The following is a 26,253-nucleotide window of genomic DNA, read 5'->3' on the forward strand; positions in this document are numbered from 1 at the left end:
TCCTTCTAATCTTTCTTCAATCTAGATGCAACACGGTTTCCAATTGATTGAATTCCTTGAACAAGAATAATGAGGATAATGACTGTAGCATACATAACTTCAGGTTCGTAACGTAAGTGACCGAAACGGTATGCTAAATCTCCTAAACCACCTGCACCAACTAGACCAGCCATTGCTGTTGCACCAATTAATCCAATCGTTGCAATCGTTAAACCTAATATCAAAGAAGGACGAGCTTCGCGTACCATTACGTGCCAAATAATATGGTGCGTTTTTATCCCCATTGCTTCATATGCTTCTAGTACACCCTTGTCCACCTCTAGCAAAGCAGATTCCATCAATCTGGCAATATAGGGAGCGGTATACACAACTAGCGGGACAATTACGCCTTTTACTCCCATGGATGTTCCAACGATAAACTTTGTAAAAGGTAAAATAAAGAATAGCAATATAATAAATGGAATCGAACGTGTGATATTAATTACAATATTTAACGCTTGGTAGACATATTTATTTTCTAAACTTTTATTAGGTCTTGTTAAAACTAAAAGAGTTCCTAACGGTAAAGCAATAATAATCGAAATAACTAGAGAAATAGAAACCATTTGAAACGTTTCAATGGTTGCTTTCCAAATAGGGTCGCCCCAACGATCAAAAAATTCTGTTAATTGAAACATGTTACAAATTCACCCTTTCTACATGGACACCTTCAGCCTCTAAATAGTCAATAGATGCTTCCGTTTGCTCTTGATCCCCTTGTAAATGAATCACCATTCGGCCATAAGGCTCGTTCTTTAATTGAACAATATTCCCAGATAAGATATTCGTATAAACGTTAAATTTCTTTGCTACTTCTGCAAGCGCAGGTTTTCCTGTTGATTGACCAACAAAAGATAAACGAATAACAGGACCTTGTTCACTAAAAGAATTTATTACTTCCACAGGAATATCTTCAGGAAACAAACTATTAATAAATTTCTTTGTTGTATTCGTAGTGGCTTTGGAGAAAATATCAATTACTTTTCCTTCTTCGATTACTTTTCCATTCTCCATTACTGCTACGCGGTCACATATCTTTTGAACGACATGCATTTCATGAGTAATTAGCAAAATCGTAATCCCAAATTCTTTATTAATTTTCAATAATAGCGCTAAGATAGACTCTGTTGTTTCTGGGTCTAAGGCGCTTGTTGCTTCATCACTTAATAACACATCTGGTTCATGAGACAAGGCACGGGCAATCGCCACTCGCTGCTTTTGACCACCAGACAGCTGGCCAGGGTAGGAATCCGCTTTTTCCTCTAATCCTACTACAGCTAAGTATTTCTTTACTCTTTCATCAATTTCACTTTTCGGTATGCCTGTTAATTTCAAAGGAATGGCAATATTATCATAAACTGTTGCTGTTTTTAATAAATTAAACCCTTGAAAAATCATCCCTATATTTTGACGCGCTTCACGAAGCTTATTTGCAGATAAGCCCGTCATCTCTACACCGTTAACAATAATTTCTCCTGCACTTGGCTTTTCAAGCATGTTTACACAACGAATCAGTGTACTTTTTCCTGCACCACTATATCCAATAACTCCATATATTTCGCCTTTTTTTACATGGATAGAAACATCATCTAGTGCACTTACCGTTGATTTTTTAGTCGCAAACGTTTTGGATACATGCTTTAATTCGATCATCTTCTTCAACTCCTTAATAGAAAAAGAGGGTGACCATAGTCACCCTACTCTCATTATGTTATCTTACCATGAAGCTACTACAGAACCAGCAAATTCTTCTTCGATAAATTGTTTTACTTCTTCAGATTGATAAATTTCAATAAACTTCTGAATTACAGCATCATTTTCATTTTCAGTACGAACGGCAAGTACGTTCACCCAAGGAGAATCACTTGGCTCAATGTAAATTGAATCTTCTGTAGGCACAAATCCATGCTCAATCGCAAAGTTCGTATTAATGGCTGCTGCTGCTAACTCATCCAATTGTCTTGGAATTTGTGATGCTTCTAGTTCAATAAAATCTAAGTTATGTGGGTTATCTGTAATATCATTTACAGTCGCTGTTACGCCAGCATCTGGATCAAGTGTAATTAAACCAGCGATCTCAAACAAGATTAATGCACGTGCTCCGTTTGTTGGATCGTTTGGTAAACCAACTTTATCGCCTTCTTGTAACTCTGCTACATCTGCAAGTTCAGTAGAATAAATACCCATTGGGAAGTTTACTGTTGTAGCAACATCAACTAAGTCAAGATTACGTTCTTCTTTAAAATTATCTAAGTAAGGCTTATGTTGGAAACTATTAAGATCTAATTCACCTTCGTCAAGTGCCACATTTGGCATAACATACTCAGTAAAAACCGTCATATCAATTTCAAGACCTTCTTCAGCAGCTAATTCAATTACTTTTTCCATGATTTGTTCATGTGGACCTGCTGTTACCCCTACTTTTAATTGATCTTCAGCAAGCTCACCAGTACCAGCGTCTCCACCGCCGCCACAAGCTGCAAGACCAATCATAGATAAAGCTGTTAATGCAGAAATTAATACTTTTTTCATTTTCTTCTCTCCTACTCTTTTTTATCTATCTATTTTTTATATGTTTCAACGGTTTGAATTCCGTGAACAACCTCATTTACTGTGAATGATTGACTCATAAAGTGAATCGATTCACTTGGGTGTAACGTTTTTTGAGCGATAGCTTCGAAAACATCCGTAGTTGCTTCGAGACCTAGATCTGTAAGTGAAATAGGCAGTCCAATTCTTTTGAAAAACGGAAGTAATCTCTCCAATTCTTCTACTTCTTCTTCCAGTGCTAATTGAACAAGAACCCCATAGGCAACTTTCTCACCATGAAGAAAGTGATGAGTTTCCTCAAATTGGGTTAGTGCGTTATGAATCGAATGAGCTGCTGCAATTCGGCCAAAGTGATCTCCAAGGCCTCCCACCAATCCACCTGCCATTATGTTCGTTTCAATAATCGTTATCAGAGACTGTGTTACTGCTTTTTCACCTAATGCTTGCATTGCTTGTTCGCTTTCTTCAAGGATAAGCTCCTGACATAAAGCTGCTGCCTGAAGCGATAACCTCACGGGTACGCGTAAATGATCTAACGTTTTCGTTAATGCCCGCGCTTCATACCATTTTGCTAAAGTATCCCCAATTCCAGCTCGTAAAAATGCCGCAGGTGAAGCTGCAATGATCCTTGGATCCACTAACACTATCCATGGGTTTTTCAAAAAAGGAGTGTATTTCACATAGTCACCTGAATCAGTATAAATGACACTAAGTGGTGTCCATGCTGCACATTGAGAGGCAAGTGTCGGCAATAGAACAACTGGCACATTCATTTCATTCGCTACTGACTTTGCTACATCCATCACTTTTCCGCCACCAAGGCCAATAATAACATCACAATTTTTTTCTTGTCCAAGATGTTGCAAACGTTCAATCTCATTCAATGAACATTCGCCACCGTATGGTTCAAAATGAACAGTCAGCTGATCAAAAGTAGGTAGAATGTTCGACGCGGCCTTTAATGATTTCTTTCCGTGAATGAACAGTGCTCTCGCTACCCTTCCCTCACTTAGTAATGACTCAAGCCGATCGTATACTCCTAATTCACAAGCATAGTAACTAGGAGACGCTTGTACTCTTATTTCCTTCATTGCTATCTCTTCCTCCTTTCTTTCTTTAGCAGAAAAAACCAAGAAGACAAGTTGGTTTTAACTCATTGTTCATCATTATAAAGAATAAATACAATTTAGACAATTGTTTTTTTGAAAAAACTTTCGGATTAATTTGTGTTCGTTTTCCTATTTAATTGGGATTGACAGGAAGAAAATATCAAGCTATGATTAATTTAACTTAATTTTCCGAGAGATCAAATGAAAAAAGCCTGAAGCATTTGTTCTTTAGCATTATATCGATGATGAATCTGTATGATGAAAAAGAACAAATTACTTCCTGTTTTATTCATCATGGTAAATCGGCGTATTTCTTCCTTATTTATCTTCGGAGAAATGCGCCTTTTTTTATCATATGTTCCTCTACACATTTCCTAGGAGGTATCTTTTAATGATACGTACAAAAGGATCATTAGAAGCGGAAATCTCAAAGTCATTAACCCAATGGGAGAAAGACTTCTTAGGACGAGGATCCGTTTCTGTCAAAACTGACATCCTTCGTGACATGATTATTGTCACACTTAAAGGTGTTTTAACACCAGCTGAATATGCTCTCTGTCAAAAGGATGAAGGGCGATTATCCATTAAAAAGATTCGTTGTGAACTTGTAGAATCAGGTCGCGATACGTTAGGTGAACTCATCCAAGAAATTGTCGGAATTGAAGTCGTCACACTCCACACCGACATCAGTACAAAAACGGGTGAACGAATTATGGTTTTTCGATTAGCAAGTGATCTTGAGAAGACACTGACCTAATGAAATATGGAAGATCTTTAAAAAGCTACTTTGCTAGTTAAAGATAAGCCGTCTATTTAAAGAAGCAGCACATCTCCGTTTGAGATGATACTGGTCTTCTAATAGACGGCTTTTTTCTATTTACATGACAGTTCATAAAGGAGAATGAAAAATGTATGATATTATGATTCAAAACTTATTATCTCCGGTAGTCCTTTTTTTTGTCCTTGGGTTACTCGCAGCGATGTTGAAATCAGATTTAAAGTTTCCTAGTGCCTTAAGTGAAACACTAAGCATTTTCTTGCTCGTAGCTATTGGGTTAAAAGGAGGAATTGAGCTTTCTAAATATTCATTTGGAGAAGTTATTAGTCCCGTTTTAGGTACGTTATTTTTAGGGTCTATATTACCTATTGTGACTCTGCTCCTTTTAAAGGTTATTAAGCTGGATAAGAAAAATGCCATTGCATTAGCTGCAACCTATGGTTCTGTGAGTATCGTAACTTACGGAGCTGCTATTTCTTTTCTTGATCAAATTGGAACTTCTTATGAGGGATTTATGAATGCCATGGTGGTGTTAATGGAAAGTCCAGCGATCATCATTTCTTTAATCCTCTTAAAGGTAATGGAACAGAAAAAGTCGGGCTCAGTTCCATATTCTACAAAAACAATCGCTTTTGCTTCACCCGCAACATCCTGGATTGATAAAGACGTGTTGAAAGAAGCCCTTTTTGGTAAAAGTATCTTGCTTTTACTCGGGTCGTTAACAATTGGTCTTATTGCAGGAGAACATGCTTTGCCAGCCGTTCAACCATTATTTATAGATTTGTATAGCAGCGTTTTAATCTTATTTCTTCTAAGTATGGGACTAACAGCCGGTGAACGATTACCTGAAATTCGAAAGCATGGGATACAACTATTCCTTTTTGGAATCATCATGCCTATCATTGGAGGTATTTTAGGTGTTGCAGTAGGTGCGGCGATTGGGCTATCCCTTGGAGGAACAACATTGATGGGAGTTCTTGCAGGTAGTGCTTCGTATATCGCTGCACCAGCTGCCCTTCGTACTTCTATACCTGATGCCAATCCATCAATTTATCTAGGGCTTGCTCTTGGCGTTACGTTCCCATTTAATTTAATTATTGGCATACCGTTATATTATCAATTCGCTCAATGGTTAGTACTTTTCTAAGGAGGAATGATGATGCTAAAAGGAATCAATGAAACGACTTCGAAAAGAAACACCCTCATTATTACGGATATTAACCATGAATTCCAACAATTACTCTCAACATTCTTACAAGTTGATGAGTCAAATTTGCTAGTTTTGACAAGCGAAAGTGCGGCTATTACTCAGCCGTATGGTTGTTTGGTTCGAAATATCATCTTAGCTATCTATCAACATAATGTAGAGCATATTTGTTTAATTGCCCCAAAGAACCATAATCGTGTTAAATTTAATCAATCAATTATGATGCGAGAACTTGAAGAAGATGGAATTAGTCAACAACTATTAAATACGCTTGACTATAGTCGAATCGTAAATAAAGACGTTCTTTCATGGTTAAAAGGCATAGATGGAGAAGTGGAAGAAACATTACGATCAAGTCTGCATTTGTTACAAAATCACCCACTCATTCCAAACCGGATTGTTATCGAAGCTTATACGATGAATATAGAAACTGGACATTTCAATTGTATCTCTCAACATAACCAAGAAGAAGAGATTGGTTAATGTAAACTTACCTGCATGAGCATGTCTCCTGCAGGTTTTTTATATCCATTAAAATTTGTGTTCCACTTCGTTTATGTTATAGTAATGAAGAATGAAAAGCCTACCTTATAGGTGTATAGGAGGGTACAAAATGAGTGTACATATTGGAGCCAAACAAGGTGAAATTGCTGAAACAATCCTTTTACCAGGAGACCCATTACGCGCAAAATACATCGCAGAAACATTCTTAGAAGATGCAGTTTGTTATAATGAAGTCCGCGGCATGCTAGGTTTTACCGGCACATATAAAGGAGAGAGAATTTCCGTCCAAGGAACAGGAATGGGCGTTCCTTCTATTTCCATTTATATTAATGAATTAATGCAGGAATATAACGTTCAGAATCTTGTTCGTGTTGGAACATGTGGTGCCATTCAGAAAGATGTAAAAGTGCGTGATGTGATCTTAGCTATGAGTGCGTCCACTGATTCCCAAATGAATCGTTTAACGTTTGGTGGAGTTGATTTTGCTCCGACAGCTAACTTTGAATTACTGAAACAAGCGTATGACGTTGGTATTGAAAAAGGATTAAACCTTAAAGTAGGAAATGTCTTTACTGCTGATATGTTCTACAATGACAATGCCGAGCTAGAAAAATGGGCAAAATACGGCATCTTGGCTGTTGAAATGGAAACAGCTGCATTATATACCATTGCAGCTAAATTTGACAGAAAGGCCCTTTCTGTCCTTACAGTAAGTGATCATATCTTAACAGGTGAGGAAACAACTTCCGAAGAACGCCAAACAACTTTTAGCGAAATGATGGAAGTCGCTCTAGAGGCGGTTACGAAAAAATAACACGAAAAAGCAGGGGAGAGTAACTCTTCCCTGCTTTTGTTCTTTCTCAATGAATGACATCATAAATAAGGGTTGGTTTTGCCACATGTTGATCCGTGAATGAATAAGCGTCCTTCACCATTTTACTAACATGCTCTACATGTTCGTCATTTGCATGTAGCGTTGCTATGGAGTCCCCTACCTGAACAGAATCACCTATTTTTTTGTTTAACACAATTCCAACAGCTAAATCAATTTCAGAATCTTTCGTTGCTCGACCTGCTCCCAGTACCATTGCAGCTGTACCAATTTTATCGGCAATGATTGCAGAGACTACTCCAGTTTGTTCTGCCTTCACTTCTAACTCATATTTTGCTTTTGGTAGATTCTCAGGATGATCAACAACGGAAGGATCTCCGTTCTGAGAGGCTATAAATACTTTTAATACTTCAAGCGCTTTCCCATTTGAAATAACTTCTTCCAGCTTTCGGCGTGCTTCTTCAATCGAATTCGCTTGTTTGGCCAAATAGACCATTTGGCTTCCGAGAGTTAAACATAACTCACGTAAATCATCAGGACCTTCTCCTCGAAGCATCTCTATTGCCTCTTTGACTTCAAGCGCGTTCCCAACTGTAAATCCAAGCGGCTGATTCATATCCGAAATAATCGCCATTGTATCGCGACCAAGACTTTTTCCAATGGCAACCATTGATTCAGCTAACTCTTTCGACTGCTCTAACTCCTTCATAAATGCTCCTCTACCCGTTTTTACATCAAGAACAATGGCATCAGCACCAGAAGCTAGTTTTTTACTCATAATGGAGCTTGCAATAAGGGGAATGGAATTAACCGTTGCCGTTACATCTCTAAGGGAATACAGCTTTTTATCGGCAGGTGTTAAATTGCCAGTTTGACCTACAACAGCAAGCTTATTTTTATTCACTAAATTAACAAATTGTTCGGTGTCAATTTCTACACTAAAGCCTGGTATCGCTTCTAGCTTATCGATGGTACCTCCTGTATGTCCTAAGCCTCTACCAGACATCTTTGCTACAGGGACACCTACCGCTGCAACAAGAGGGGCTAAAGCGATTGTTGTTTTATCTCCTACGCCACCCGTTGAGTGTTTATCTACTTTAATCCCCTCAATTGCTGATAAATCGATTTGATCTCCAGACTCTACCATAGCCGTCGTTAATTCCGCTCGTTCAACTGTAGTCATATCTTGAAAGAAAATAGCCATAGCTAACGCAGACATTTGGTAATCTGGAATAGTTCCTTTTGTGTAACCTTCAATAGCAAAGCGAATCTCCTCTTTTGTTAGTTCATGACCATCTCTCTTTTTTTCAATAAGGTCAACCATACGCATCGTACTTCACATCCTTTTCGCTTCGGCTAATAGCATTTACCGTTCGATGGCTTCTACTAAATCTACTAATCGAGATCTTAGTATTTTTCCCCCACTTTTTCCTTACCGTATGTAGCAGACTCGTTCATTTTCGCTACCAACTGTTCCAAATCGACCATTTCTTCTTACATTTCTTTTACAATTGCTTTGACTAGAGATAGAAAGTCTGCTTTTACGCGTTCTGTTGTTTCAATTACTTCATCATGCGTTAATGGTTGTGGCAAAATTCCTGCTGCCATATTTGAGATGCAAGAAATGCCAAGCACTTCTAATCCAGCATGTCGTGCGATAATGACTTCAGGAACCGTCGACATCCCTACTGCATCGGCACCTAATGTACGTAGCATACGAATTTCTGCTGGTGTTTCATATGCAGGTCCAGTGTTTCCTACATATACTCCTTCTTGAATAGACAAATTCAACTTTTCCGCTTGTGCTCTTGCTAGTTGACGGAGGCGCTCTGAATAAGCATTTGACATATCTGGGAAACGGACACCAAAGGCTTCATCATTCGGCCCAATTAACGGATTTTGGCCCATGTTATTAATTTGATCTTTAATAATCATGAGATTACCTGGCTCATACGACTCATTCACACCTCCAGCCGCATTAGTTACAATAATTTGTTCCACCCCTAATGCTTTCATAACGCGAACTGGAAAAGTAACAACATCCATACTATATCCTTCGTAAAAATGAAAACGACCTTGCATAGCAACAACTTTTTTTCCCTCTAATGTACCAAACACTAATTGTCCTGCATGCCCAGCAACTGTGGAGACAGGAAAATTAGGAATTTCGCTGTAAGGCACTTTCACTGGCTGTTCAATTTCATCCGCCAAAACCCCAAGTCCTGAACCTAATATTAAACCGATAACCGGTGTTTCTTTCACTTTTTCACGTAAAAAAGAAGTTGTTTGTTCAATTGTAGTCACAGTAATTTCCTCCTAAATAAAAAGTTAAAGTTCTTGTAAAAAGCTCGTTCCATGTTTTGGAAGAGATACGCCAAAGTTATCAGCAATCGTAGCTCCGACATCTGCAAAAGTGGAACGAACTCCTAAATCTTTTGCTTCCCTTTGATTCTTATTGTAAACAATAAGAGGCACGTATTCTCTCGTATGATCAGTGCCTTTATGCGTTGGGTCATTCCCATGGTCCGCTGTGATCATTAATAAATCATTCTCTCCTAGTTCTTCAATTACCTGCTTAAGCTGACGGTCAAATTGCTCTAATGCTTTTCCATAACCAATTGGATCCCGCCTATGTCCATAGACCGCGTCAAAATCAACTAAATTCAAAAAACATAAACCGTTAAATGGTTTTCGAATCGTCTCTAGCAACTTCTCCATGCCATCATCATTGGAGACTGTACGAATCGCTTCTGTTACACCTTCCCCATCATATATATCGGAGATCTTACCAAGAGCAATAGAATCTATGCCATTATCAGCAAGCTCATTCATAACCGTTCGTCCAAATGGTTTAAGGGCATAATCATGGCGATTAGAGGTCCGCTTCCACTCTCCTTCTTTTCCTACAAACGGTCTTGCAATGACTCGGCCAATCATATATTTCGGATCTAGTGTGATTTTGCGTGCTTTCTCACAAATGTCGTATAACTCTTCAATCGGCACAATCTCTTCATGTGCAGCAATTTGTAAAACGGAGTCCGCAGAAGTATAAACAATCAAATCACCAGTTTGAACATGCTCTGCTCCCAGTTCATCTAATATCTCCGTACCAGAAGCCACTTTGTTCCCAATCATTTTGCGTCCCCATTGTCTTTCCAATTCTTGAACTAATTCATTCGGAAATCCGTTTGGAAAAACACGAAAAGGTTCTTGGATATGTAAGCCCATTAGCTCCCAGTGACCGGTCATTGTATCTTTTCCACTTGAGGATTCCTGCATGATTCCGTAGTGTCCAAGAGGGTTTTCTACTTTTTTTATTCCTTTAATTTCACGAATATGACTTAACCCAAGGGCTTCCATGTTCGGCATTGTTAACCCATTCATCTTTTCTGCAATATGTCCAAGTGTATTAGATCCTTCATCACCAAAATCAGCCGCATCCGGTGCTTCTCCTATTCCAACTGAATCCATTACAATAAGAAATACTCGTTTATAACGATTTGTACTCACTACAAATCCCTCCTTTTCATTCATACTATGCCCCATTATTGATTCAACTTGAACGAGACATAGTTGTCAGAAGTCTGACCTCTAAAAACATAAAAACTCTATGCTCTAGGATGATACTGAGCATAGACATCTTTCATTCTTGCTTTAGTAACTTGGGTATACACCTGAGTAGTCGATATATCCTCATGTCCTAACATTTCTTGAACCGCTCTAAGATCTGCACCATTCTCAATCAAGTGGGTTGCAAAAGAATGCCTCAACGTATGAGGTGTCAATGACTTTTCAATAGAAGCCTTACTAGCAAGCTGTTTAAGAATCTTCCAAAATCCTTGTCTAGTAAGAGGATTTCCACGGTGGTTAACAAATAAGAATTCATGATGGTTTGTTTTTATAAGAGCCCTTCGACCGTGTTCAAGATAACATTGTAAAGCTTTTGCAGCTTCTTTGCCAAGAGGAATAATACGTTCCTTCTTTCCTTTTCCAATACATCTAACAAACCCCATGGATACATGTGTGTTTGCAACGGTTAGATTGATTAGCTCAGAAACTCGCATTCCTGTAGCATACAAGGTTTCTAGCATTGCCCGATTTCGAATCGATATCTCATCCTTCCCAGAAGGAGCTTCAAGCAACGCTTCTACTTCTTTCAACGTTAAGATACTTGGCAAACGTTTCTCTCGTTTTGGAATCTCAAGATGGATTGAAGGGTCTTTTTTTGTATAGTTTTCACGAAGTAAAAATTGGTGAAATGACCTTATGGAAGCAACGGTTCTTGCAATGGTTGTTTCTGCACGACCTTGCTCCTTTAGAAAATACATAAAGTCTTCAATGGTTTGTTTTTCAATGTCATCAATGCTAGTAACGGTCCCGAGACGTTTAACAAAATGTTCGTACTGTTTTAAGTCTCGTTCATACGATTGAACAGTATTGTGAGCAAGTCCTCGTTCAGCATTTATGTAATCTAGAAATTCGTTTCTTTCACGCTCCACTTATATCACCTTGTCAAAGCTTCATTTTACTCCCCTTCACGATAGAACAGCATAAGTCGTTCTAACCAAGAGACGGAATTTCCTGTTTCTTGTTCCATATGAAAAACTTTGACAGCCTTTCCTTGTGGTTCATCATAGCGATGATAGCTCTCATATTCTTGACTTACCCATAGAATACCATAATAAAATAGAAGTGTGCATCCCATAAATAAGAGAAACACTTTAACTGTTTGTACAACTAAACCAAACCAAGATTTCATGGGACATACCTCCGCTTATGACTTCTTGTACCATTCCTCTTTTTACAAGCTATGCCAAAAACCATACGGAATATACCTAAAAAAACATGTCCCTTCTTAAAAGTTTGCCCATTTCTCTAAACTGAATGAAAAAGAAAAGAAAAAGAACCTATCCAATTTTGATAGGCTCCACAACATCTCTAATCTTCTGTGTTTTCATTTTCATGACAACGATGACAAATTCCATGAAACGTTAAGCGATGGTCTTTAATTTTAAAATTCCAATCTCGCTCAACGACCTCTTCGACATCACCTAATAAATCTTCTTGTATTTCATCCACTGCTCCACATTCAATACAAACTAGATGGTGGTGAAAATGAGCTGCTCCTTCTTGTCGCAGGTCAAAACGCGATACACCATCTCCAAAATTTATTTTATCGACTATTTTTAATTCAGCCAGTAGCTCTAACGTCCGATAGACTGTAGCTAGTCCGATCTCTGGTGATTTTTCTTTAACGAGGAGGTAAACGTCTTCTGCACTTAAATGATCCTCTTCATGTTCGAGCAACACACGAACCGTTGCTTCTCGTTGTGGAGTGAGCTTGTAACTTTGCGAGTGCAGATGTTTTTTAATACGTTCAAGCCTTTTTTCCATTCGTTACGCCTCCCCTCAAGCTTTTTCCCTCCTTTTATTATAATCATTCAAAAAAACAGTGTCAATCGATAATGATTATTATTTAATTAGGTGTAATAATTATAAAGAGATAATGATTATTATCTATGCCATCGTTTCAATAACCCATTTCATCAGTACAGGAGAAACATATGCCTCAAACGCAGAAGCAAATGCAAGGGCTGAACCGACACATAAAATTAGAAGAGAGTACTTTAAAAACTGAGGAAAAATAGGCATGTTCGACCTTTTCATGAATTGTTGCCGAACCATTTTCAAACAAAATGAAATACTAGCAGTCCCCACTATGATGAACGCAGGCACGAGAATGAAATTTTGTGGCATGATAGAAACAAATGCTAAAAAGAACCCGGACATCCCCATTTGATTGACGAGAAAGCCAACCGTAAAGCCAACAACGACTCCTTTTAAAAAGAGCAGAATAAGAATAACAGGTAAGCCGATAATGGATAGACCTAAAATCCACATTAGCCCAAAATACTTTGCATAATGAGCAAAACTTTGACTAAATAAAGCAGAAGACTGTGCTAACTCTCCTTGCTGAACATGTCCAAAAAATTGATTCAAATACGTATATAAATCATGCTTTTGCGTTAAGCTCAAGCTATTTACAACAATCGCTCCAAAGACAATACCAATTAGAAACAGAACGGTTGTAAAAACATAGATTGTTCGGTTCTCTTCTAAATGGGCTGCAATCATTTCTCGTAAACCGTACTTCATCATGCCAAGACCTCCTCATTTGCTCTTACTTTACTCTATGAGACAAGATTCAAATCTATGACAAGATAGTATCAATAGGTTCGTAGAAAAATCCATTTTGAGAGAGGGACGTCGATTCGTCATGTATATAATGAAGAAACAAACTTTTCTTTACTAGTAAAAGCCTTAAGACAAGACCCTTCTCTTAAAGCTTTTACGATTTTCTATTCTTTTACTTCTGTACTTATTTTTCCATAGACTCCTCCACCGCCTGCTTTAATAGAGAGAGTACCATTTCTTGCTGCCATGATCGCCTCAACAATCGAACTGGAAACAACATTCCTAAGTTCCTCCCTTGAAACAGAATGAATAATGTTCATATCCGTTCCAAATTGATTTCTTAGTTTCTTTAAAGTCTGCTTCCCTAATTTCGGTATAAATTCTAAGGGAACTTGATGAACGTAAGGTGGACGTTCATTCTTCCTTTCTTGGTTACTAGCTAACTCTTGTAATCGTTCAAACACCCCTTTTACTACTTTTTCAGATTGGCAAGCTGTACATCGGTGTTGGTCTAACTGCTTTGAACAAACTGCACAGATCGTTCGGTAATACTTGCCTAAAAGTGGATTCAAGCCATAATTGCTGGAAATTTCTCTCCCATCACTTCTCTGTAAGGCACGTTTTAATTCCTGAAACGAAGGATGTTTCATCTTCATGATTTGATACTCTCTTGCCATTTTTTCTAACGAATGAGCATCTGAATTGGTTAAAAAAGGGTATGCGTGTAGTTCGTGTACCTGATCGGCCATCGATGTATCACTACTTAATCCAAGTTCAACTGCGTCTATCATGTTTGGATCAAATACCTCTTTTAAACTAGATACCACTCCTTTTCCATAAAGACTTTTGAACGGAGTAAAAATATGCGCGGGAATAAATAATCCGTCTAACTCTCGAACCTTTAATTGTACGGTATGCGCTTTTTCATATATCCTTTGCGAGCTAAGGTTCGGGTTCGTCATCCGGGTTGCTAGCCATTCACTAAACTCTTTCATTGTTTCAATTGTCGGCATAAAGACTAGCACATGAATCGGCCCTTTACATTGATCATCAAGCAATTCAATTTCAGTTCCTAATAGCAAAGTCACTCCTGGAAATTGCACGCCCCCATCTTTCAAAGGAAAGGCCTCTCCAGTTTCTATTTTTTCTTCTAACTCATTCAGAACTTCTTTCACATGACAATCAATTACGCCAATTAAATCAATTCCTTTTATGTTCACTGCGTAATGAATAATAGATTGTAAGGTCAAAGAAGGAGCAGCGGTTATTTTAACAGCTGCCCCCAAACGAGTTCTTCCAATATGAATATGTAAATCAACCACAAATTGTTGTAAATCTATCACGATTGTAGGCTCTCCTTCATTCGTAAATAATTAATGGCATAAGCAGTCTTTGCATCATGAATCGTTTGATCCTTTATCATCCGTTCTGCCTCTTCAAGACTTACTTCTAGAACATCTAAAAATTCATCATCGTCCATATTTGTCATACCTGCCTGTAAATCATCTGTGAAGTAAAGGTAAATTAGTTCATCAGCAAAGCCAGGTGATGTATAAAAGGAAAGAAGAAATTCTAGATTTTCTGTTTTGTATCCTGTTTCTTCTTCTAGTTCTCTCATAGCTGATTGCAGGGGATCTTCTCCTATTTCAAGTTTACCCGCAGGAATTTCAACTATCGTTTTATTAAGTGCTTTTCGAAATTGCTTGACAAGAACGATGTTTCCTTCTTTTGTTACCGGGACGACAGCAACGGCACCTGGATGCTTGACAATTTCACGTGAGCCTGTTTTGCCGTTTGGAAGTTCTACTTCTTGAATTTCTAAATTAATGATTTTCCCCTTGTAAACTTCCGTTGTTTTAATCGTTTTCTCATATAAGTGATCCATATTCCCCTCCAACAATTTATCCTTTTTTAAGTCTGACTGTATGTTCCAATAAATTTTTGTTCTTTTCGTCAGCTAGTTCTCATAAAAGTGTAGCATACACTTGTTTGAAAGGACGAGCTAAGATGAAAGTTTATGTTCATAATCAGGGCATTATTTTAACTGGAAAAGCCTGGGAAATTCGAGCGAAATTAAAACAAATGCAACACTCTTTCGATACGTTGGAACAGTGGGTTCAAGCTGTTCATCCTTGTACTTCCCACCCTACCCTAACTGCCTCGGCAACAGCTGAGAAAAAAATCGGGTCATCTTCAAATGTCCGTCCCATTGTTTGAATAGGTAGAGGAGATTGATCGAGTGCTGTTTTGACAACTGTAGAAACGTAATCTTCTTTTGAAAAGATAACATTGTGATTTGCTTGATATGGTTGATATGAGTTCAGTTGGTCTAACACGATTTGATACTCTTGATCATTCATGTACGGAAGTGGCAATATAGCTGGCTTAAATGTAAACTCACATAATGGGGTTAGGATGTGATGACTAATTCCTTTATGACGTGTCCTTTGTTCAGCAAAAGACATTCGAGGAATCCAAATAGGTTTCCCTCCTAACGCACTTACCGTGTGTGACCAATGGGATAAGGCCATACCAGCAAAGCCATACTTCGTTCCAGTACCAATTACTCCAGGTCCCACTGAGATTAAAATTCGATCGGCCTTTAGTATTTCTTTCGCAAATTGCAAAGCGGATGCAATCGTTATAGCCTCATACTGAGCACCAAATGCTTGACCAACACTAATGGAGTGAAAAGTATCTTCTTTCTCTAAACGTCTAAGTTGATCACTCATCATTAATGGCAGAGATGCTTGATCATCAAAAATAACGCAGCAAGAACTGCCAGGCTGCAATACTTGTGAAACATAATAAAATAAGGGTACCATGCTATGTAATTCAGCTAACCACACCAAACTTCCATCCAAGGAAAAGGATTTTTTAAAATAAGAATGATACGTACTTTCCTGTGCTTCAACAGCTAAAACACTGTGCTGGATTGGGGTGTATCGAGCTTTCATTATATGTCCTTGTGATTCGTCTGATTCCCACTCTGTATGATGAAAAAGCGACCGTACAATATCCCAGCCACCTGTACCCAAATGCAATTCAGTAGCTGTTGTATTAATGAGAATAACGTCCCCAATCTCAGCTCGTGGAGTGAATCTTTTATACAAGATTGCTTTTTTGCTTCCATTATCAGTATGTAGTTTTTGAATGGAAGCATCTTCATAGCTGATAGAAAGAACTTTGGATTTTATTTCTTTATACATATTCTCACGCCTTACTCGGGGCTTTGATAGTAAAAAACATTATAGTACTAGTGTTACCAAATTTCAGATACTTATAGGCAGAGTTACAAATAACATCCATTTTATAATAATGGTTTCATCAGTGACTCTAAACCTGCATAATCGACTTCACCGCGAATGACGTGCTCAATTACACCTTCTCTATTAATGATATAGGTCATCGGCATCCCAAAAATTTTATAGCGGTCGGCCACATCGCCATCAACGTCAAAGAAAACAGGTAAGGTAATTCCAATTTCTTCTATAAAATTAGGAGCATCTTGTAACGTTCGTTCAGATTTTTGCATGTTAACCGTTAAGATGTTTAACCCTTGATCGTGATAATCAGCTTGTAGATCCATTAGATCTGGCATCTCATCACGACATGGTTCGCACCAAGAAGCCCACATATTTAAAATGATCACATCACCTCGATAATCCCAAAGCTCTCCCATGTCGTCGGTGTACATCGGCAATGCAAAATTCTCAGCAATCATGCCAGGCTCATTTCCAATCTCTTTTCGATCTTGGAAGAAAATGATTCCGATTAAAAGGATACCTACAACACCCAATACCAATATCGTTGTTCCTCTTTTCATTTATGCGTCTCCCCCATCGTGTCAGTGTTCTTTATTCTATATTATAGTGAGGAGAATCTAGGTAACGCAAGTAATAGAAGAGAATCAATCTATGAAAAGGGCAAATTGATTCTTTCCTAGAAGAACTAATTTTGATAGAATAAAAAAGTTAGTGTTTCATTTTCTTGAGGCCTAACCTTACTTTGAAAGGACGGGTATGGTACATGTCAATAATTGAAGCTTTAATTTTTGGAATCGTGCAAGGAATTACTGAATTTTTACCGATCTCTAGTACAGCACATATCGTCATTACTCAGATTTTATTAGGATATGAATTCCCTGGATTCGGTTTTGAAATTTACTTACATCTTGCCTCTATCCTTGCTGTTGTTATTTACTTCAGAAAAGACTTATTGGTTGTTATGTTTGGTTTTATCGGCTACCTGATGAACCGCTCAGAAGACAATCGGGCACAGTTCTTCTTTGGTATTTATATCATCGTTGCTACACTTATTACGGGTGTACTTGGAATTTTACTTGAGGATTTTATCGGAGCATCCATGAAAACTCCACCTTTTATTGCGATTGCCTTAGCAGTTACCGGACTCTTCCTTATTATTATTGAACGTTTTGTTCAATACGGAGATCGAACAGAAAAAGAGATGACATTCAAAGACTCTATCATAGTTGGTCTTGGCCAGACGTTAGCTGTTTTCCCTGGTATTTCTCGTTCAGGTGCGACACTTGTTACAGCCCTTTTTGCTGGATTAAGTCGCGATACCGCTGTGCGCTATTCCTTTTTATTATCCATTCCGGTTATCTTAGGATCGAGTGTATTAGCAATTGGGGACTTTACTGATGGTGCTCTTGTTACACAAGTAGGAATTCCAGCATTAGTCGTTTCTTTTATTGCTACATTTATTTTTTCTTGGCTGGGAATTGTTTGGTTAATTGAATTCTTGAAGAAGAGCAAACTTGTTTATTTCGCTGTTTATTGTTTTGCAGCAGCCATTTTTGTTTATTTCTTCTTAGATAATAGTATGATTATCGATTTATAAAAAAAACAGTCCCTCGGGGCTGTTTTTTATCTTATAAGCAAAATGAGAGCATATAACATCGGTATCGTAATGACACAAAGAATGGTTGTTGTCGCCACCATGAACGTACCAAAAGGAACATCTCCTTTATACTTTTGGGCAAACATTGGAACAGTTGGAGCTGTTGGGGTAGCCGTAACAAGGATGGCCACTCCTAGTACAGTTGTTGAAACCGGCATCCATAGAAAGGGGAATAAAAAAACAGGAAGCAAGAGCAGCTTTGCACCAGTTGCATACCAAATATACCGATTTCTGATTAATTCTTTAAACTGTTTACTGTTTATCCCTGCTAGTAAACTCCCTATTAGAATCATAGATAAAGGCAATGTCATTGCTCCAATATCAGCCAACACCCCTCCAAGTAAATCAGGCAATCGAAATGGCAGAACCATTATGAAAAAGCCGATCGATGTCGCAATCACTCCAGGATTAAGAAAAATTTGTCGCCAAGAAATAGTTTGACCGGCCCGCGCCACTACATACACAACATACGTCCATACATAAAACAGGAAAAATATCATAAAAAAAGCTGTATAAAGAACTCCAATTTCACCAAATAACAAAAAGGCAATTGCATAGCCTATAAAACCTTGATTACCAAAAAGGATTGCCGCCTCATAAACTCCTTTTCTACTATCAGACATCTTCGCTCTTTTTCGAAAACCATATCCTACGGCAGTAGTGCATAACAAGGCAAATATAGATAATCCAACCAACCAAGAGATATCAACGATTAACTCTCTTGACACTTGTATATCCATAGAATAAATAATAAGACAAGGTAGAGTAATATAAAGTACCACTTGAGTAAGGACATAATTTGATTCTTTGGGGAGAATGTTTACTTTTCTCATGATTAACCCTATGAACCCTATTACTAGTAATACGGTCATTTCTTGCGCTAAGCCAAACACAGCACTCATCTGATTCCCCCTAATGTAAAATAAGGATTAGTCTTAGTTCTTTTTAGTGAATTTAAAGAGAAAGTATGAATTAAGTTTTTCTTCATTTTAGAACAACCTTTCTGTTAACAATTTATGGATACGTTGAATTATATCATCTTTTCATTAATCTGGAAAAAAGGCTGTATACCATTGTATTACCTCTAGTTACTATTGGTGAACGACCATGTAAAAAAGCCTTCTACGAGTACATCTCATAGAAGGCTTGCATCATGTAAAACTCCTTTACCATTTTGCCAGCACCGTGCTTAAAGAGTTGCCAATGCTTCGCCTATCGGAGTTTCACCATTAAGAACTTCAAACGTTTTGCCAATGGTTGAGGAACGGTCAACAATATCCGCTAGAACAATCGCAACATCTTCTCTTGTTATCGTATTATCCCGCACTTGTATTTCTTCTTCCACCTTCACCATTTTTAGAGCTGGATCATTCGTTAAGCTCCCTGGACGAACAATTGTGTACTGTAGGGTTGATCGTTTCAAATGGTCATCTGCTAATTTCTTTGCTACGAGATAATGGCGAATTCTATCACTCTTATCAGGATCAACCGTTCCCATCGAACTAAGCATAACAAACCGTTTGACTCCCATTCGTTCAGCTGTATCGATTGCTTTAATGGCCCCCCAAAGGTCAACTAAAATCGTTTTATCTGCGCCCGTATGCCCTCCGGAACCAGCTGCAAAAATAACCGCATCAACTCTGTGATAAGCATGATCAAAATTCGATTCTAAATCAGCAATTACTGTATCTGTCGTTCCTAATTCTTTTAGATCTTCTGTTTGTTCAGAATTACGAATCATGGCAATTGGAGAGTGACCTGCCTCTTTTAGTTTTGTTATAGCATGACGTGCTACTTGACCGTTTGCACCAATTACTAATACTTTCATTACGAATCACTCCTTTGCAGTCTATACTACAAGTTTGTAGCAAACGCCATATAGAATCAAACAATCTGCCTTACAAACTCTTGAAAAGTTTGTTCAATTTGATCTTGATTTAACCTTGTCCCGATCAAAATAATACAAGTGCCCTTGTTCGTTTCAATTGGTTGAAGTTCAAGTTGGTTACTAGCATATTGAAATGAGAACACTTGGCTATCTTCTTGGAAGACAATATAGCCTTTTGCTCTTAGTAATTCAGGTCCTTGAGATTTTAACCATTTTTTAAAACTATCTTGATCAAGCGCCTCTATCCCTTCAAGTTTAATAGCTTGAAATGAATGATGATCGTAATGATGATGGTGATGGTGATGTTCCGTTTGTTTCCCAGGTTGAACGTGAATGGTATCTGTTTTAAATCGTTTTTCAAATAGCATATCAAGTGGAACATCTCCATACTCTGCAAATACAATTGGTGTATTTTTCATCTTGATTTCTTCTATTTTTGTTGTTACTTTCTTTAATTTTTTTTGATCAATTGCATCCGTTTTGTTTACTACAAGGAGAGTACTTGAAGTAACCTGCTGTTTTAACATTGTTCGAATCTCCTTAGAACTTTGGAACAAGCTTTGATATTCAAGATACCTACTTGCATCTATCATCCCAATAATAGATTCGATCGTAACTTGATCAATAATGTCAGGATGTGTTAGTACTTCAACAATCTCGGCCGGATTCGCAATCCCTGTACCTTCAATTAATAAGACATCTACCCGATTGTTTAATTCAAGAAATTTAGAAAGTTCGTTTCTCATATCATCTTGTATAGTACAACAAATACAACCGTTAAGGAGTTCAATCATTGATTCATCCTCAAACTGTTCCTTCTCCACATTTTCTGAACCGAGCTCATTCATAATTAATGCGGGTTGTTTCCCTTGCTTCTTCAAGGCCTGCAACATTCTTTTTAATACCGTCGTTTTTCCACTTCCCAAGAAACCAGTTAATAGATATACAGGAATTCGGTTCATCTTGTCACTCCTTTCCCTCTAAAATATCATAAATTTAGGAGTGTTACAAATAGGAGTCATTCCTATTTGTAACCGTCAAAAAAGGGGCTCAAATCCCTCTTTAATACAAAAAAACTGGAGACATGATTTGTCTCCAGTTTTTTGTATAGCCATTACATTGTGGCATTTTCTTTTTCTTTATTTTTTTTCGAAAATTTCTCTTTCCTTTTTTTCATTGCCTTTGTAATGTATCCACCTTTAAAGTTACGTGGTTCATACGAAACAATAAATGCACTAGGCTCATAATCACTTACGATTGTAATAAACTCCTGTTCACGATCTCTTCTGGCTGTACAGTCTAAACGATAACGTCTAGCTTCATTCATCCCTTCCACTTCGGCTGTTGAAACACTAAAACCAACTTCGCGAAGTCGATCGGTTAATTTTTCATTTTTGTTCATTAAATTTACCTCAATTGACACATAGCCAATTGCTAATTTTTGTTCAATAATTTGTCCTATATATAAACCGACACCAAACCCAATAGCATAAGCTGCCATATTTAAATAGTTAGATAAGTCACTAAAAACAATGGCAATCGCAACAACATAAATAACACCTTCAAGCGTTCCTAATGCTGACGCCTTCCCTTTCATGCCTTTAACCATCGTAATCGTACGAAGTGTCAAGACCGGTACATAAATTAATTGTGCGATAAAAATAATTAAAGCTTGAACCATATTTACACCTACTTTCATTCTTATATAACTATCGTAGTGTAACAGGAAACAATTGTAGAATCTAGCCTATTTTCATAAGGATTTTTTGAAATTCTACCAAAGATTTCTTATCTTTTACATATCAATTATTCACACTTCATTCACTCAATCTATGTTAAAATAGCGAAAGAACTTTCATAGAGTATAATAAGGAGTAGGTAAATGAACAAATTTAAACAGATATCCCTTTCGTTTGGAAAGGACTTTTTAGGCTTTGTTTTACTTTTGTTATTTTTAGTCCTGTTTTTTAATATTGAATCTTTTAAAAATGAACGTGCTGGACTTACTGTTCCCGATTCGTGGCTAAATGTAAACACGATTTTTCTAGGAATTGTAATAGAAGCCGTTCCTTTTATTTTACTTGGTGTATTTGTATCAGCCCTCATTCAAATTTATGTAAAAGAAGATTTAATTCATCGTTATTTACCTAAAAATGCGTATGCAGCGCTTTTACCCGCGGCTGTACTTGGTGCCATTTTCCCAATATGCGAATGTGCGATCGTTCCCATTGTTCGCCGTTTAATTAAAAAGGGGATGCCGTTACATGTTGGGGTTGTTTTCTTAGTTGCAGCTCCTATTTTAAATCCGGTTGTGGCCGCATCTACCTTCTTTGCGTTTCGTACGGATTTAACAGTCTTGTATGCACGAATGGGACTAGCGTTTGTTCTTTCTATTATTATTGGAGGAGTCCTATACATTGTCTTCAAAAATCGTGATCAGTTAAAATGGACAAAAGAAGAGCTTGTCGGACGTCAAGTTGTTTTAGAAACAGGTGCCACTTCACCAAGAAAAATGAACCGTCTTAAGCAAACCCTATATCATGCTGCAGATGAATTTTTCCTAATGGGGAAATTTTTAATTCTAGGTGCATTTATCGCTGCTCTTTTTCAAACATTTCTTGATCGAAGTATTCTTCAAGCAATTGGTAGCAACGAGTTCAGTTCAACTGCTGTTATGATGGCTTTTGCTTTCTTATTATCCTTATGTTCGGAAGCGGATGCGTTTGTTGCAGCATCATTTGGAAATACATTTACAACAGGGTCACTCATCGCTTTCTTAGTTTATGGTCCAATGATTGACTTGAAAAATACAATTATGTTATTTGCCTTCTTTAAAGCGAAATTTGTTCTAATCTTTATTGGAGTTGTTACAGCAGTCGTCTTTATTTCAGTTGTTGCTCTACAGCTTCTTGCTATCATTTAATGGAGAGGAGTCCTGTTATGGAAAAAAAATCTGACTTAGGCTTTCACGCTTACATTCGTGGCATTATTCTAATTGGCTTTGCTTTGCTTATGCTTGCCTTTATTATTACGGGGAATATCATTTACTATATTGCTCCAACGATGATGCCATTTATTTACTTTGCTACAGCTGTATTTTTATTACTAGGTGTGATTCAAATTATTCGAAGTACCAATAAGGGACAAGAGGAGGAACAGTTGTGTGATTGCGGAACCGATCATAATATTACAGGTTCTCCTGTAACAAAGCTTCTTATCTATTCCATCTTTGTTGCACCGATCATTTTAGGATTTGTCCTTCCAGATAAGTTGCTCGATAGTTCTGTTGCTGCGAACCGTGGCATTCAATTTGGGTCGGGGGTTTTAAACGACCAAGCGAAAGCCGAACAAGAAAAAGCAGAGTCCCCTTCTCGAGCTGAAGCATATTTAGATGATCCTGATGCCTATTTTGACCAATTGGAAGCCGGGACAACTGATCCAGAAGAACACATTACAGCTGATGAATACTACACCATGGAAGGTTTTAACCAGTATTATGAGGAATTAGCTGAAGAAGTACTTGAGCAAGGTCATATTGTTGTGACAGAAGAGAATTATCTAGATATGATGACCATGCTAGATCTTCAACTAGAACGGTTTATTGGTAAGCCTATTGAGATAGTAGGATTTGTTTACCGCGAACCTGAATTTGAGGACAACCAGCTAGTCGTTGCTCGTTTCGGCATGACGTGCTGTGTAGCTGATGCTTCTGTATACGGCACGATGATTGAGGCGAATGATGCCCATCAATTCGAAAATGACACATGGGTTCGTGTAACAGGAATTCTAGATCAGACAGATTACAATGAGTTTAGAATTCCTCTTATCCAGTTACGTGAAATTGAAATCGTAGAACAACCAGAAAGCCCCTATGTGTTTCCACGTTTTAGTTTCTAAATGAACAACAGGGGGTGTCCCAAATTGTCGTACTGACCATTTGGGACACCCCTTTTTTCCATACTACATTTTCACGGTCCGATCCGATTTATCTTCAACCATTGCTCTCCATCCTTCAATAGCAAGGAAAACGCAAAGAACAAAAAGAACGAAAGCTGAGAAGAACAAGAAATAATTCGATGCTATAAAATTGTTGTACATTAAAACTCCAAGAGCTGAAACTGTAACAACAAACATAAAGACCATTGGAATGACTACATAGAATGTTCTTGCTCCTGTTTTTTTCAACCAGACGACAACAGCTAGCAAGGCAAGAGCACCTAGCATTTGGTTCGCGGAGCCAAATAACGGCCAAATTTGTTCCCATGTACCTGTTAACGCTAGTGCTGCTGCACCTATTAACCCAGTCGTGGTTGCCACATGAGAATTTTGAAACATTTTAGGAGCACGGTTTTCCGTGATTTCTTGCACCGCATAACGCATCAAACGTGTAGCTGAATCAAGTGTTGTTAATAAAAATGCAGAAGCGGTTAAAGCAGCAAATGTAACAGCTGTTGCTTCAGGAATTCCCCAAAATGACATGAAATAGCCAATTCCTGCCGCAAATGTTCCAATAGGTCCACCAAGAGCATCTAACCTAGCAGCAAAATCTGCTTGAGTTAAATAGGCGACCGATCCAATTGTAATGATTGCCATAAAAGCTTCTAATAACATCGCGCCATAAGCGATAAATTTGCCATTTTTCTCATTGTCTAACTGCTTAGCTGTCGTACCAGAAGAAACAAGTGAGTGAAATCCTGATATTGCTCCACAAGCTATTGTTATGAATAAGATTGGAAATAAAAAGCCCATCGTTTCATGGCGAAACCCGGTGTAAGCTGGCAATTGCATAGTTGGAGATGCAATCAATATCCCTACTACTGCACCAATAATAAGACCATATAACAAAAATGCGTTTAAATAATCTCGTGGTTGAAGCAATAGCCATACTGGCATTACAGATGCAATGTAAGCGTACCCTAAAAGAATTAACGACCATGTTGGTGCGCTTAAATGGATAGGATATTGTATCCCAACCCAAATTGAAACAAGCATCGCAGCAACACCTAGTATACTAGCAAAAACTAGATTGATTCGTAACTGATTCACTAAAAATCCAAATATAATGGCTACACCTAAAAATAAAATGGATGCTGTCGCAGCTTCAGGCACGGATACAAATGTATTCGCTACCAAAATCATAAATACACCAACAATGAGGATCAGAGTAGCGATAGAAAAACTCAAAAATAAGATCTGTCCTCTGCCCCCCATATATTCTTTGATAACGGTTCCAATTGATTGTGCTTTATGACGAATCGAAGCTTGTAAAGATGTATAATCATGTACTCCACCGACAAAAATACTTCCAACAATAATCCAGATAACTGCAGGTAACCACCCAAATACAACGGCAGCGATCGGACCAGTTATTGGGCCGCCCCCAGCGATTGTAGCAAAATGATGGCCTAACAGTACCGGCTTTCTTGCAGGAACGTATTCAACCCCGTCATTGACTTCTACTGCTGGGGTGGTCCTACTAGGATCTACCTTTAATTCCTTTTCTAAAAAGCGTCCATAAATACGATAAGCAAGTAATAGGATAACACCACAAATCATCATCAAAGTTAAAAAGTTCATGAATTTACTTCCCCCTTTACTAAGGCATCTTGAAATGTTGTAACAAACTCTTTCCCTTTTTTATTAATATACACACGTTTATCTTTTAAACTAACAACAGCCATGTAGCGATCGGCCCAACCATGCCATCCATACTTAAGAAACTGAATTTTTCTCATCCTCTGAATCTCTTTTTGGAGATCATGACTAATCGACTCATTCGTAATCACAATCCCCAAAAAGTACGTTGACATATGCTCTTGTTTTCCAGGCACAAAACTTGGAATGGATTTATCCAAAACGTTAGCAAATTTTTGTAGCTTCTCTTTTGAGAGATTTTCCTCGTGTCTTACAAATGCATATTGTTGAGTTTCAACACTCCATACTTTTACGGACTTAGACATTAAATACTTTTCATCTCGCCTCTGAAACTCAGCATAGAAATCCAAAGGTAATTCACCAATGACCTCATCTCGATACACATTAAACTGAACGGTATAAAGATTTGCCATTTCATTAATGAATTTCTTTACTATTGCTTCAGTCATAACTCTCCACCTAGCTCCCTTTACATGTTTGAAAATTCTGATTTCACAAACCGTAACATTACTAATCTTACCTTTTTATATAATTACTCCTATAGTCCTCCTTCCTATCTTAGAGTATTCAAAT

29 protein-coding genes are annotated in these 26,253 nt (G+C 37.8%); 8 read left to right on the plus strand and 21 right to left on the minus strand.

The window, feature by feature from the left end:
* Positions 1 to 5 precede the first annotated feature (5 nt).
* The 4 genes from N0O92_RS06240 to N0O92_RS06255 form a co-directional block, all read right to left on the minus strand.
* Positions 6 to 677 (minus strand): methionine ABC transporter permease, encoded by a 672-nt coding sequence (locus N0O92_RS06240; RefSeq protein WP_315613794.1) that lies wholly within the window; start codon positions 675 to 677, stop codon positions 6 to 8.
* A 1-nt stretch (position 678) separates the two neighbouring features.
* On the minus strand, positions 679 to 1,692 hold the full coding sequence (locus N0O92_RS06245; protein ID WP_315613795.1) for a methionine ABC transporter ATP-binding protein: 1,014 nt from the start codon (positions 1,690 to 1,692) through the stop codon (positions 679 to 681).
* Between the two features lie 63 nt (positions 1,693 to 1,755).
* Positions 1,756 to 2,571, minus strand: a complete 816-nt coding sequence (locus tag N0O92_RS06250) for a MetQ/NlpA family ABC transporter substrate-binding protein (protein WP_315613796.1) — start codon at positions 2,569 to 2,571, stop codon at positions 1,756 to 1,758.
* 29 nt (positions 2,572 to 2,600) lie between these two features.
* Positions 2,601 to 3,680, minus strand: coding sequence for an iron-containing alcohol dehydrogenase family protein (locus tag N0O92_RS06255; RefSeq protein WP_315613797.1), 1,080 nt, complete (start codon positions 3,678 to 3,680; stop codon positions 2,601 to 2,603).
* A 409-nt stretch (positions 3,681 to 4,089) separates the two neighbouring features.
* Between N0O92_RS06255 and N0O92_RS06260 the strand changes: the two genes are divergently transcribed.
* From N0O92_RS06260 to deoD, 4 genes are all read left to right on the plus strand, one after another.
* The gene (locus tag N0O92_RS06260; RefSeq protein WP_315613798.1) at positions 4,090 to 4,455 is read left to right on the plus strand and encodes a Na-translocating system protein MpsC family protein; all 366 of its coding nucleotides are present in this window, start codon (positions 4,090 to 4,092) and stop codon (positions 4,453 to 4,455) included.
* A 151-nt stretch (positions 4,456 to 4,606) separates the two neighbouring features.
* Positions 4,607 to 5,623, plus strand: a complete 1,017-nt coding sequence (locus N0O92_RS06265) for a sodium-dependent bicarbonate transport family permease (protein ID WP_315613799.1) — start codon at positions 4,607 to 4,609, stop codon at positions 5,621 to 5,623.
* A 12-nt stretch (positions 5,624 to 5,635) separates the two neighbouring features.
* The gene (locus N0O92_RS06270; RefSeq protein ID WP_315613800.1) at positions 5,636 to 6,166 is read left to right on the plus strand and encodes a carbonic anhydrase; all 531 of its coding nucleotides are present in this window, start codon (positions 5,636 to 5,638) and stop codon (positions 6,164 to 6,166) included.
* Between the two features lie 130 nt (positions 6,167 to 6,296).
* Positions 6,297 to 7,001: a purine-nucleoside phosphorylase gene (deoD, locus tag N0O92_RS06275; protein ID WP_315613801.1), complete on the plus strand. Its 705-nt coding sequence runs from the start codon at positions 6,297 to 6,299 to the stop codon at positions 6,999 to 7,001.
* Positions 7,002 to 7,047: 46 nt separating this feature from the next.
* On the opposite strand, the gene N0O92_RS06280 is transcribed toward deoD, so the two are convergent.
* The 9 genes from N0O92_RS06280 to N0O92_RS06320 form a co-directional block, all read right to left on the minus strand.
* Positions 7,048 to 8,349, minus strand: coding sequence for a pyrimidine-nucleoside phosphorylase (locus N0O92_RS06280; protein WP_315613802.1), 1,302 nt, complete (start codon positions 8,347 to 8,349; stop codon positions 7,048 to 7,050).
* Positions 8,350 to 8,513: 164 nt separating this feature from the next.
* Positions 8,514 to 9,329, minus strand: a complete 816-nt coding sequence (locus N0O92_RS06285; RefSeq protein ID WP_315613861.1) for a purine-nucleoside phosphorylase — start codon at positions 9,327 to 9,329, stop codon at positions 8,514 to 8,516.
* 18 nt (positions 9,330 to 9,347) lie between these two features.
* On the minus strand, positions 9,348 to 10,553 hold the full coding sequence (deoB, locus tag N0O92_RS06290) for a phosphopentomutase (protein ID WP_315613803.1): 1,206 nt from the start codon (positions 10,551 to 10,553) through the stop codon (positions 9,348 to 9,350).
* A gap of 74 nt (positions 10,554 to 10,627) precedes the next feature.
* Positions 10,628 to 11,518: a site-specific tyrosine recombinase XerD gene (gene xerD / locus N0O92_RS06295; RefSeq protein WP_315613804.1), complete on the minus strand. Its 891-nt coding sequence runs from the start codon at positions 11,516 to 11,518 to the stop codon at positions 10,628 to 10,630.
* Positions 11,519 to 11,544: 26 nt separating this feature from the next.
* Positions 11,545 to 11,778: a YqzK family protein gene (locus tag N0O92_RS06300; protein ID WP_315613805.1), complete on the minus strand. Its 234-nt coding sequence runs from the start codon at positions 11,776 to 11,778 to the stop codon at positions 11,545 to 11,547.
* Between the two features lie 179 nt (positions 11,779 to 11,957).
* Positions 11,958 to 12,413 (minus strand): ferric iron uptake transcriptional regulator, encoded by a 456-nt coding sequence (gene fur / locus N0O92_RS06305; protein WP_315613806.1) that lies wholly within the window; start codon positions 12,411 to 12,413, stop codon positions 11,958 to 11,960.
* Between the two features lie 123 nt (positions 12,414 to 12,536).
* Positions 12,537 to 13,178 carry a stage II sporulation protein M gene (gene spoIIM, locus N0O92_RS06310; RefSeq protein ID WP_396334472.1) on the minus strand — a complete coding sequence of 214 codons (642 nt, stop codon included), beginning with the start codon at positions 13,176 to 13,178 and terminating at the stop codon, positions 12,537 to 12,539.
* Between the two features lie 200 nt (positions 13,179 to 13,378).
* Positions 13,379 to 14,557, minus strand: coding sequence for an endonuclease Q family protein (locus N0O92_RS06315; protein WP_315613807.1), 1,179 nt, complete (start codon positions 14,555 to 14,557; stop codon positions 13,379 to 13,381).
* Positions 14,554 to 15,099, minus strand: a complete 546-nt coding sequence (locus tag N0O92_RS06320; RefSeq protein ID WP_315613808.1) for an NUDIX hydrolase — start codon at positions 15,097 to 15,099, stop codon at positions 14,554 to 14,556. The genes N0O92_RS06315 and N0O92_RS06320 overlap by 4 nt, the downstream gene beginning before the upstream one ends.
* Positions 15,100 to 15,221: 122 nt before the next feature.
* On the opposite strand from N0O92_RS06320, the gene mciZ reads away from it, so the two are divergent.
* On the plus strand, positions 15,222 to 15,431 hold the full coding sequence (mciZ, locus tag N0O92_RS06325) for a Z-ring formation inhibitor MciZ (RefSeq protein WP_315613809.1): 210 nt from the start codon (positions 15,222 to 15,224) through the stop codon (positions 15,429 to 15,431).
* Here the strand turns inward: mciZ and N0O92_RS06330 are convergent.
* Together N0O92_RS06330 and N0O92_RS06335 are read right to left on the minus strand one after the other, a co-directional pair.
* Positions 15,341 to 16,423 carry a DUF3866 family protein gene (locus tag N0O92_RS06330; RefSeq protein WP_315613810.1) on the minus strand — a complete coding sequence of 361 codons (1,083 nt, stop codon included), beginning with the start codon at positions 16,421 to 16,423 and terminating at the stop codon, positions 15,341 to 15,343. The two genes, mciZ and N0O92_RS06330, sit on opposite strands and share 91 nt — an antisense overlap.
* 101 nt (positions 16,424 to 16,524) lie before the next feature.
* Positions 16,525 to 17,040 carry a TlpA disulfide reductase family protein gene (locus N0O92_RS06335; protein WP_315613811.1) on the minus strand — a complete coding sequence of 172 codons (516 nt, stop codon included), beginning with the start codon at positions 17,038 to 17,040 and terminating at the stop codon, positions 16,525 to 16,527.
* Between the two features lie 203 nt (positions 17,041 to 17,243).
* On the opposite strand from N0O92_RS06335, the gene uppP reads away from it, so the two are divergent.
* Positions 17,244 to 18,077, plus strand: coding sequence for an undecaprenyl-diphosphatase UppP (gene uppP, locus N0O92_RS06340; protein WP_315613812.1), 834 nt, complete (start codon positions 17,244 to 17,246; stop codon positions 18,075 to 18,077).
* A 26-nt stretch (positions 18,078 to 18,103) separates the two neighbouring features.
* Here uppP and N0O92_RS06345 read toward each other — a convergent pair whose 3' ends face one another.
* The 4 genes from N0O92_RS06345 to N0O92_RS06360 all read right to left on the minus strand — a co-directional run bounded on the left by N0O92_RS06345 (position 18,104) and on the right by N0O92_RS06360 (position 21,706).
* Positions 18,104 to 19,039: an AEC family transporter gene (locus N0O92_RS06345; RefSeq protein WP_315613813.1), complete on the minus strand. Its 936-nt coding sequence runs from the start codon at positions 19,037 to 19,039 to the stop codon at positions 18,104 to 18,106.
* Positions 19,040 to 19,326: 287 nt separating this feature from the next.
* A complete protein-coding gene (locus N0O92_RS06350) occupies positions 19,327 to 19,965 on the minus strand; it encodes an SDR family oxidoreductase (protein WP_315613814.1) in 639 nt (212 codons plus the stop codon).
* Positions 19,966 to 20,021: 56 nt separating this feature from the next.
* Positions 20,022 to 20,987 carry a CobW family GTP-binding protein gene (locus tag N0O92_RS06355; protein ID WP_315613815.1) on the minus strand — a complete coding sequence of 322 codons (966 nt, stop codon included), beginning with the start codon at positions 20,985 to 20,987 and terminating at the stop codon, positions 20,022 to 20,024.
* Positions 20,988 to 21,139: 152 nt separating this feature from the next.
* Entirely contained in the window at positions 21,140 to 21,706 is a 567-nt protein-coding gene (locus N0O92_RS06360; RefSeq protein ID WP_315613816.1) for a DUF2179 domain-containing protein, read from the minus strand.
* A 201-nt stretch (positions 21,707 to 21,907) separates the two neighbouring features.
* Between N0O92_RS06360 and N0O92_RS06365 the strand changes: the two genes are divergently transcribed.
* Together N0O92_RS06365 and N0O92_RS06370 are read left to right on the plus strand one after the other, a co-directional pair.
* Positions 21,908 to 22,948 (plus strand): permease, encoded by a 1,041-nt coding sequence (locus tag N0O92_RS06365; RefSeq protein WP_315613817.1) that lies wholly within the window; start codon positions 21,908 to 21,910, stop codon positions 22,946 to 22,948.
* Between the two features lie 17 nt (positions 22,949 to 22,965).
* Positions 22,966 to 23,922: a TIGR03943 family putative permease subunit gene (locus tag N0O92_RS06370; RefSeq protein WP_315613818.1), complete on the plus strand. Its 957-nt coding sequence runs from the start codon at positions 22,966 to 22,968 to the stop codon at positions 23,920 to 23,922.
* 63 nt (positions 23,923 to 23,985) lie between these two features.
* Here N0O92_RS06370 and N0O92_RS06375 read toward each other — a convergent pair whose 3' ends face one another.
* Together N0O92_RS06375 and N0O92_RS06380 are read right to left on the minus strand one after the other, a co-directional pair.
* Complete coding sequence (locus tag N0O92_RS06375; protein WP_315613819.1) at positions 23,986 to 25,602, minus strand: carbon starvation CstA family protein; 1,617 nt, start codon at positions 25,600 to 25,602, stop codon at positions 23,986 to 23,988.
* Entirely contained in the window at positions 25,599 to 26,129 is a 531-nt protein-coding gene (locus N0O92_RS06380; protein ID WP_315613820.1) for a DUF8052 family protein, read from the minus strand. The genes N0O92_RS06375 and N0O92_RS06380 overlap by 4 nt, the downstream gene beginning before the upstream one ends.
* Between the last annotated feature and the right edge of the window lie 124 nt (positions 26,130 to 26,253).

Source organism: Alkalihalobacillus sp. MEB130, assembly GCF_032335535.1.
Classification (GTDB): Bacteria; Bacillota; Bacilli; order Bacillales; family Bacillaceae_D; genus Halalkalibacter.

Bases quoted from the DNA above. Each gene is read 5' to 3' on its own strand.
- N0O92_RS06280 (WP_315613802.1), bottom strand. From the start codon at position 8,349: ATGCGTATGGTTGACCTTATTGAAAAAAAGAGAGATGGTCATGAACTA.
- N0O92_RS06335 (WP_315613811.1), bottom strand. From the start codon at position 17,040: ATGAAAAGAGGAACAACGATATTGGTATTGGGTGTTGTAGGTATCCTT.
- N0O92_RS06300 (WP_315613805.1), bottom strand. From the start codon at position 11,778: ATGAAATCTTGGTTTGGTTTAGTTGTACAAACAGTTAAAGTGTTTCTC.
- N0O92_RS06370 (WP_315613818.1), top strand. From the start codon at position 22,966: ATGGAAAAAAAATCTGACTTAGGCTTTCACGCTTACATTCGTGGCATT.
- N0O92_RS06375 (WP_315613819.1), bottom strand. From the start codon at position 25,602: ATGAACTTTTTAACTTTGATGATGATTTGTGGTGTTATCCTATTACTT.
- N0O92_RS06360 (WP_315613816.1), bottom strand. From the start codon at position 21,706: ATGGTTCAAGCTTTAATTATTTTTATCGCACAATTAATTTATGTACCG.
- N0O92_RS06355 (WP_315613815.1), bottom strand. From the start codon at position 20,987: ATGAACCGAATTCCTGTATATCTATTAACTGGTTTCTTGGGAAGTGGA.
- mciZ (WP_315613809.1), top strand. From the start codon at position 15,222: ATGAAAGTTTATGTTCATAATCAGGGCATTATTTTAACTGGAAAAGCC.
- N0O92_RS06350 (WP_315613814.1), bottom strand. From the start codon at position 19,965: ATGAAAGTATTAGTAATTGGTGCAAACGGTCAAGTAGCACGTCATGCT.
- N0O92_RS06330 (WP_315613810.1), bottom strand. From the start codon at position 16,423: ATGTATAAAGAAATAAAATCCAAAGTTCTTTCTATCAGCTATGAAGAT.
- N0O92_RS06245 (WP_315613795.1), bottom strand. From the start codon at position 1,692: ATGATCGAATTAAAGCATGTATCCAAAACGTTTGCGACTAAAAAATCA.
- spoIIM (WP_396334472.1), bottom strand. From the start codon at position 13,178: ATGATGAAGTACGGTTTACGAGAAATGATTGCAGCCCATTTAGAAGAG.
- N0O92_RS06260 (WP_315613798.1), top strand. From the start codon at position 4,090: ATGATACGTACAAAAGGATCATTAGAAGCGGAAATCTCAAAGTCATTA.
- N0O92_RS06240 (WP_315613794.1), bottom strand. From the start codon at position 677: ATGTTTCAATTAACAGAATTTTTTGATCGTTGGGGCGACCCTATTTGG.
- fur (WP_315613806.1), bottom strand. From the start codon at position 12,413: ATGGAAAAAAGGCTTGAACGTATTAAAAAACATCTGCACTCGCAAAGT.
- N0O92_RS06345 (WP_315613813.1), bottom strand. From the start codon at position 19,039: ATGAGTGCTGTGTTTGGCTTAGCGCAAGAAATGACCGTATTACTAGTA.
- N0O92_RS06265 (WP_315613799.1), top strand. From the start codon at position 4,607: ATGTATGATATTATGATTCAAAACTTATTATCTCCGGTAGTCCTTTTT.
- N0O92_RS06365 (WP_315613817.1), top strand. From the start codon at position 21,908: ATGAACAAATTTAAACAGATATCCCTTTCGTTTGGAAAGGACTTTTTA.
- N0O92_RS06255 (WP_315613797.1), bottom strand. From the start codon at position 3,680: ATGAAGGAAATAAGAGTACAAGCGTCTCCTAGTTACTATGCTTGTGAA.
- N0O92_RS06270 (WP_315613800.1), top strand. From the start codon at position 5,636: ATGCTAAAAGGAATCAATGAAACGACTTCGAAAAGAAACACCCTCATT.
- N0O92_RS06250 (WP_315613796.1), bottom strand. From the start codon at position 2,571: ATGAAAAAAGTATTAATTTCTGCATTAACAGCTTTATCTATGATTGGT.
- N0O92_RS06380 (WP_315613820.1), bottom strand. From the start codon at position 26,129: ATGACTGAAGCAATAGTAAAGAAATTCATTAATGAAATGGCAAATCTT.
- deoB (WP_315613803.1), bottom strand. From the start codon at position 10,553: ATGAATGAAAAGGAGGGATTTGTAGTGAGTACAAATCGTTATAAACGA.
- uppP (WP_315613812.1), top strand. From the start codon at position 17,244: ATGTCAATAATTGAAGCTTTAATTTTTGGAATCGTGCAAGGAATTACT.
- deoD (WP_315613801.1), top strand. From the start codon at position 6,297: ATGAGTGTACATATTGGAGCCAAACAAGGTGAAATTGCTGAAACAATC.
- N0O92_RS06320 (WP_315613808.1), bottom strand. From the start codon at position 15,099: ATGGATCACTTATATGAGAAAACGATTAAAACAACGGAAGTTTACAAG.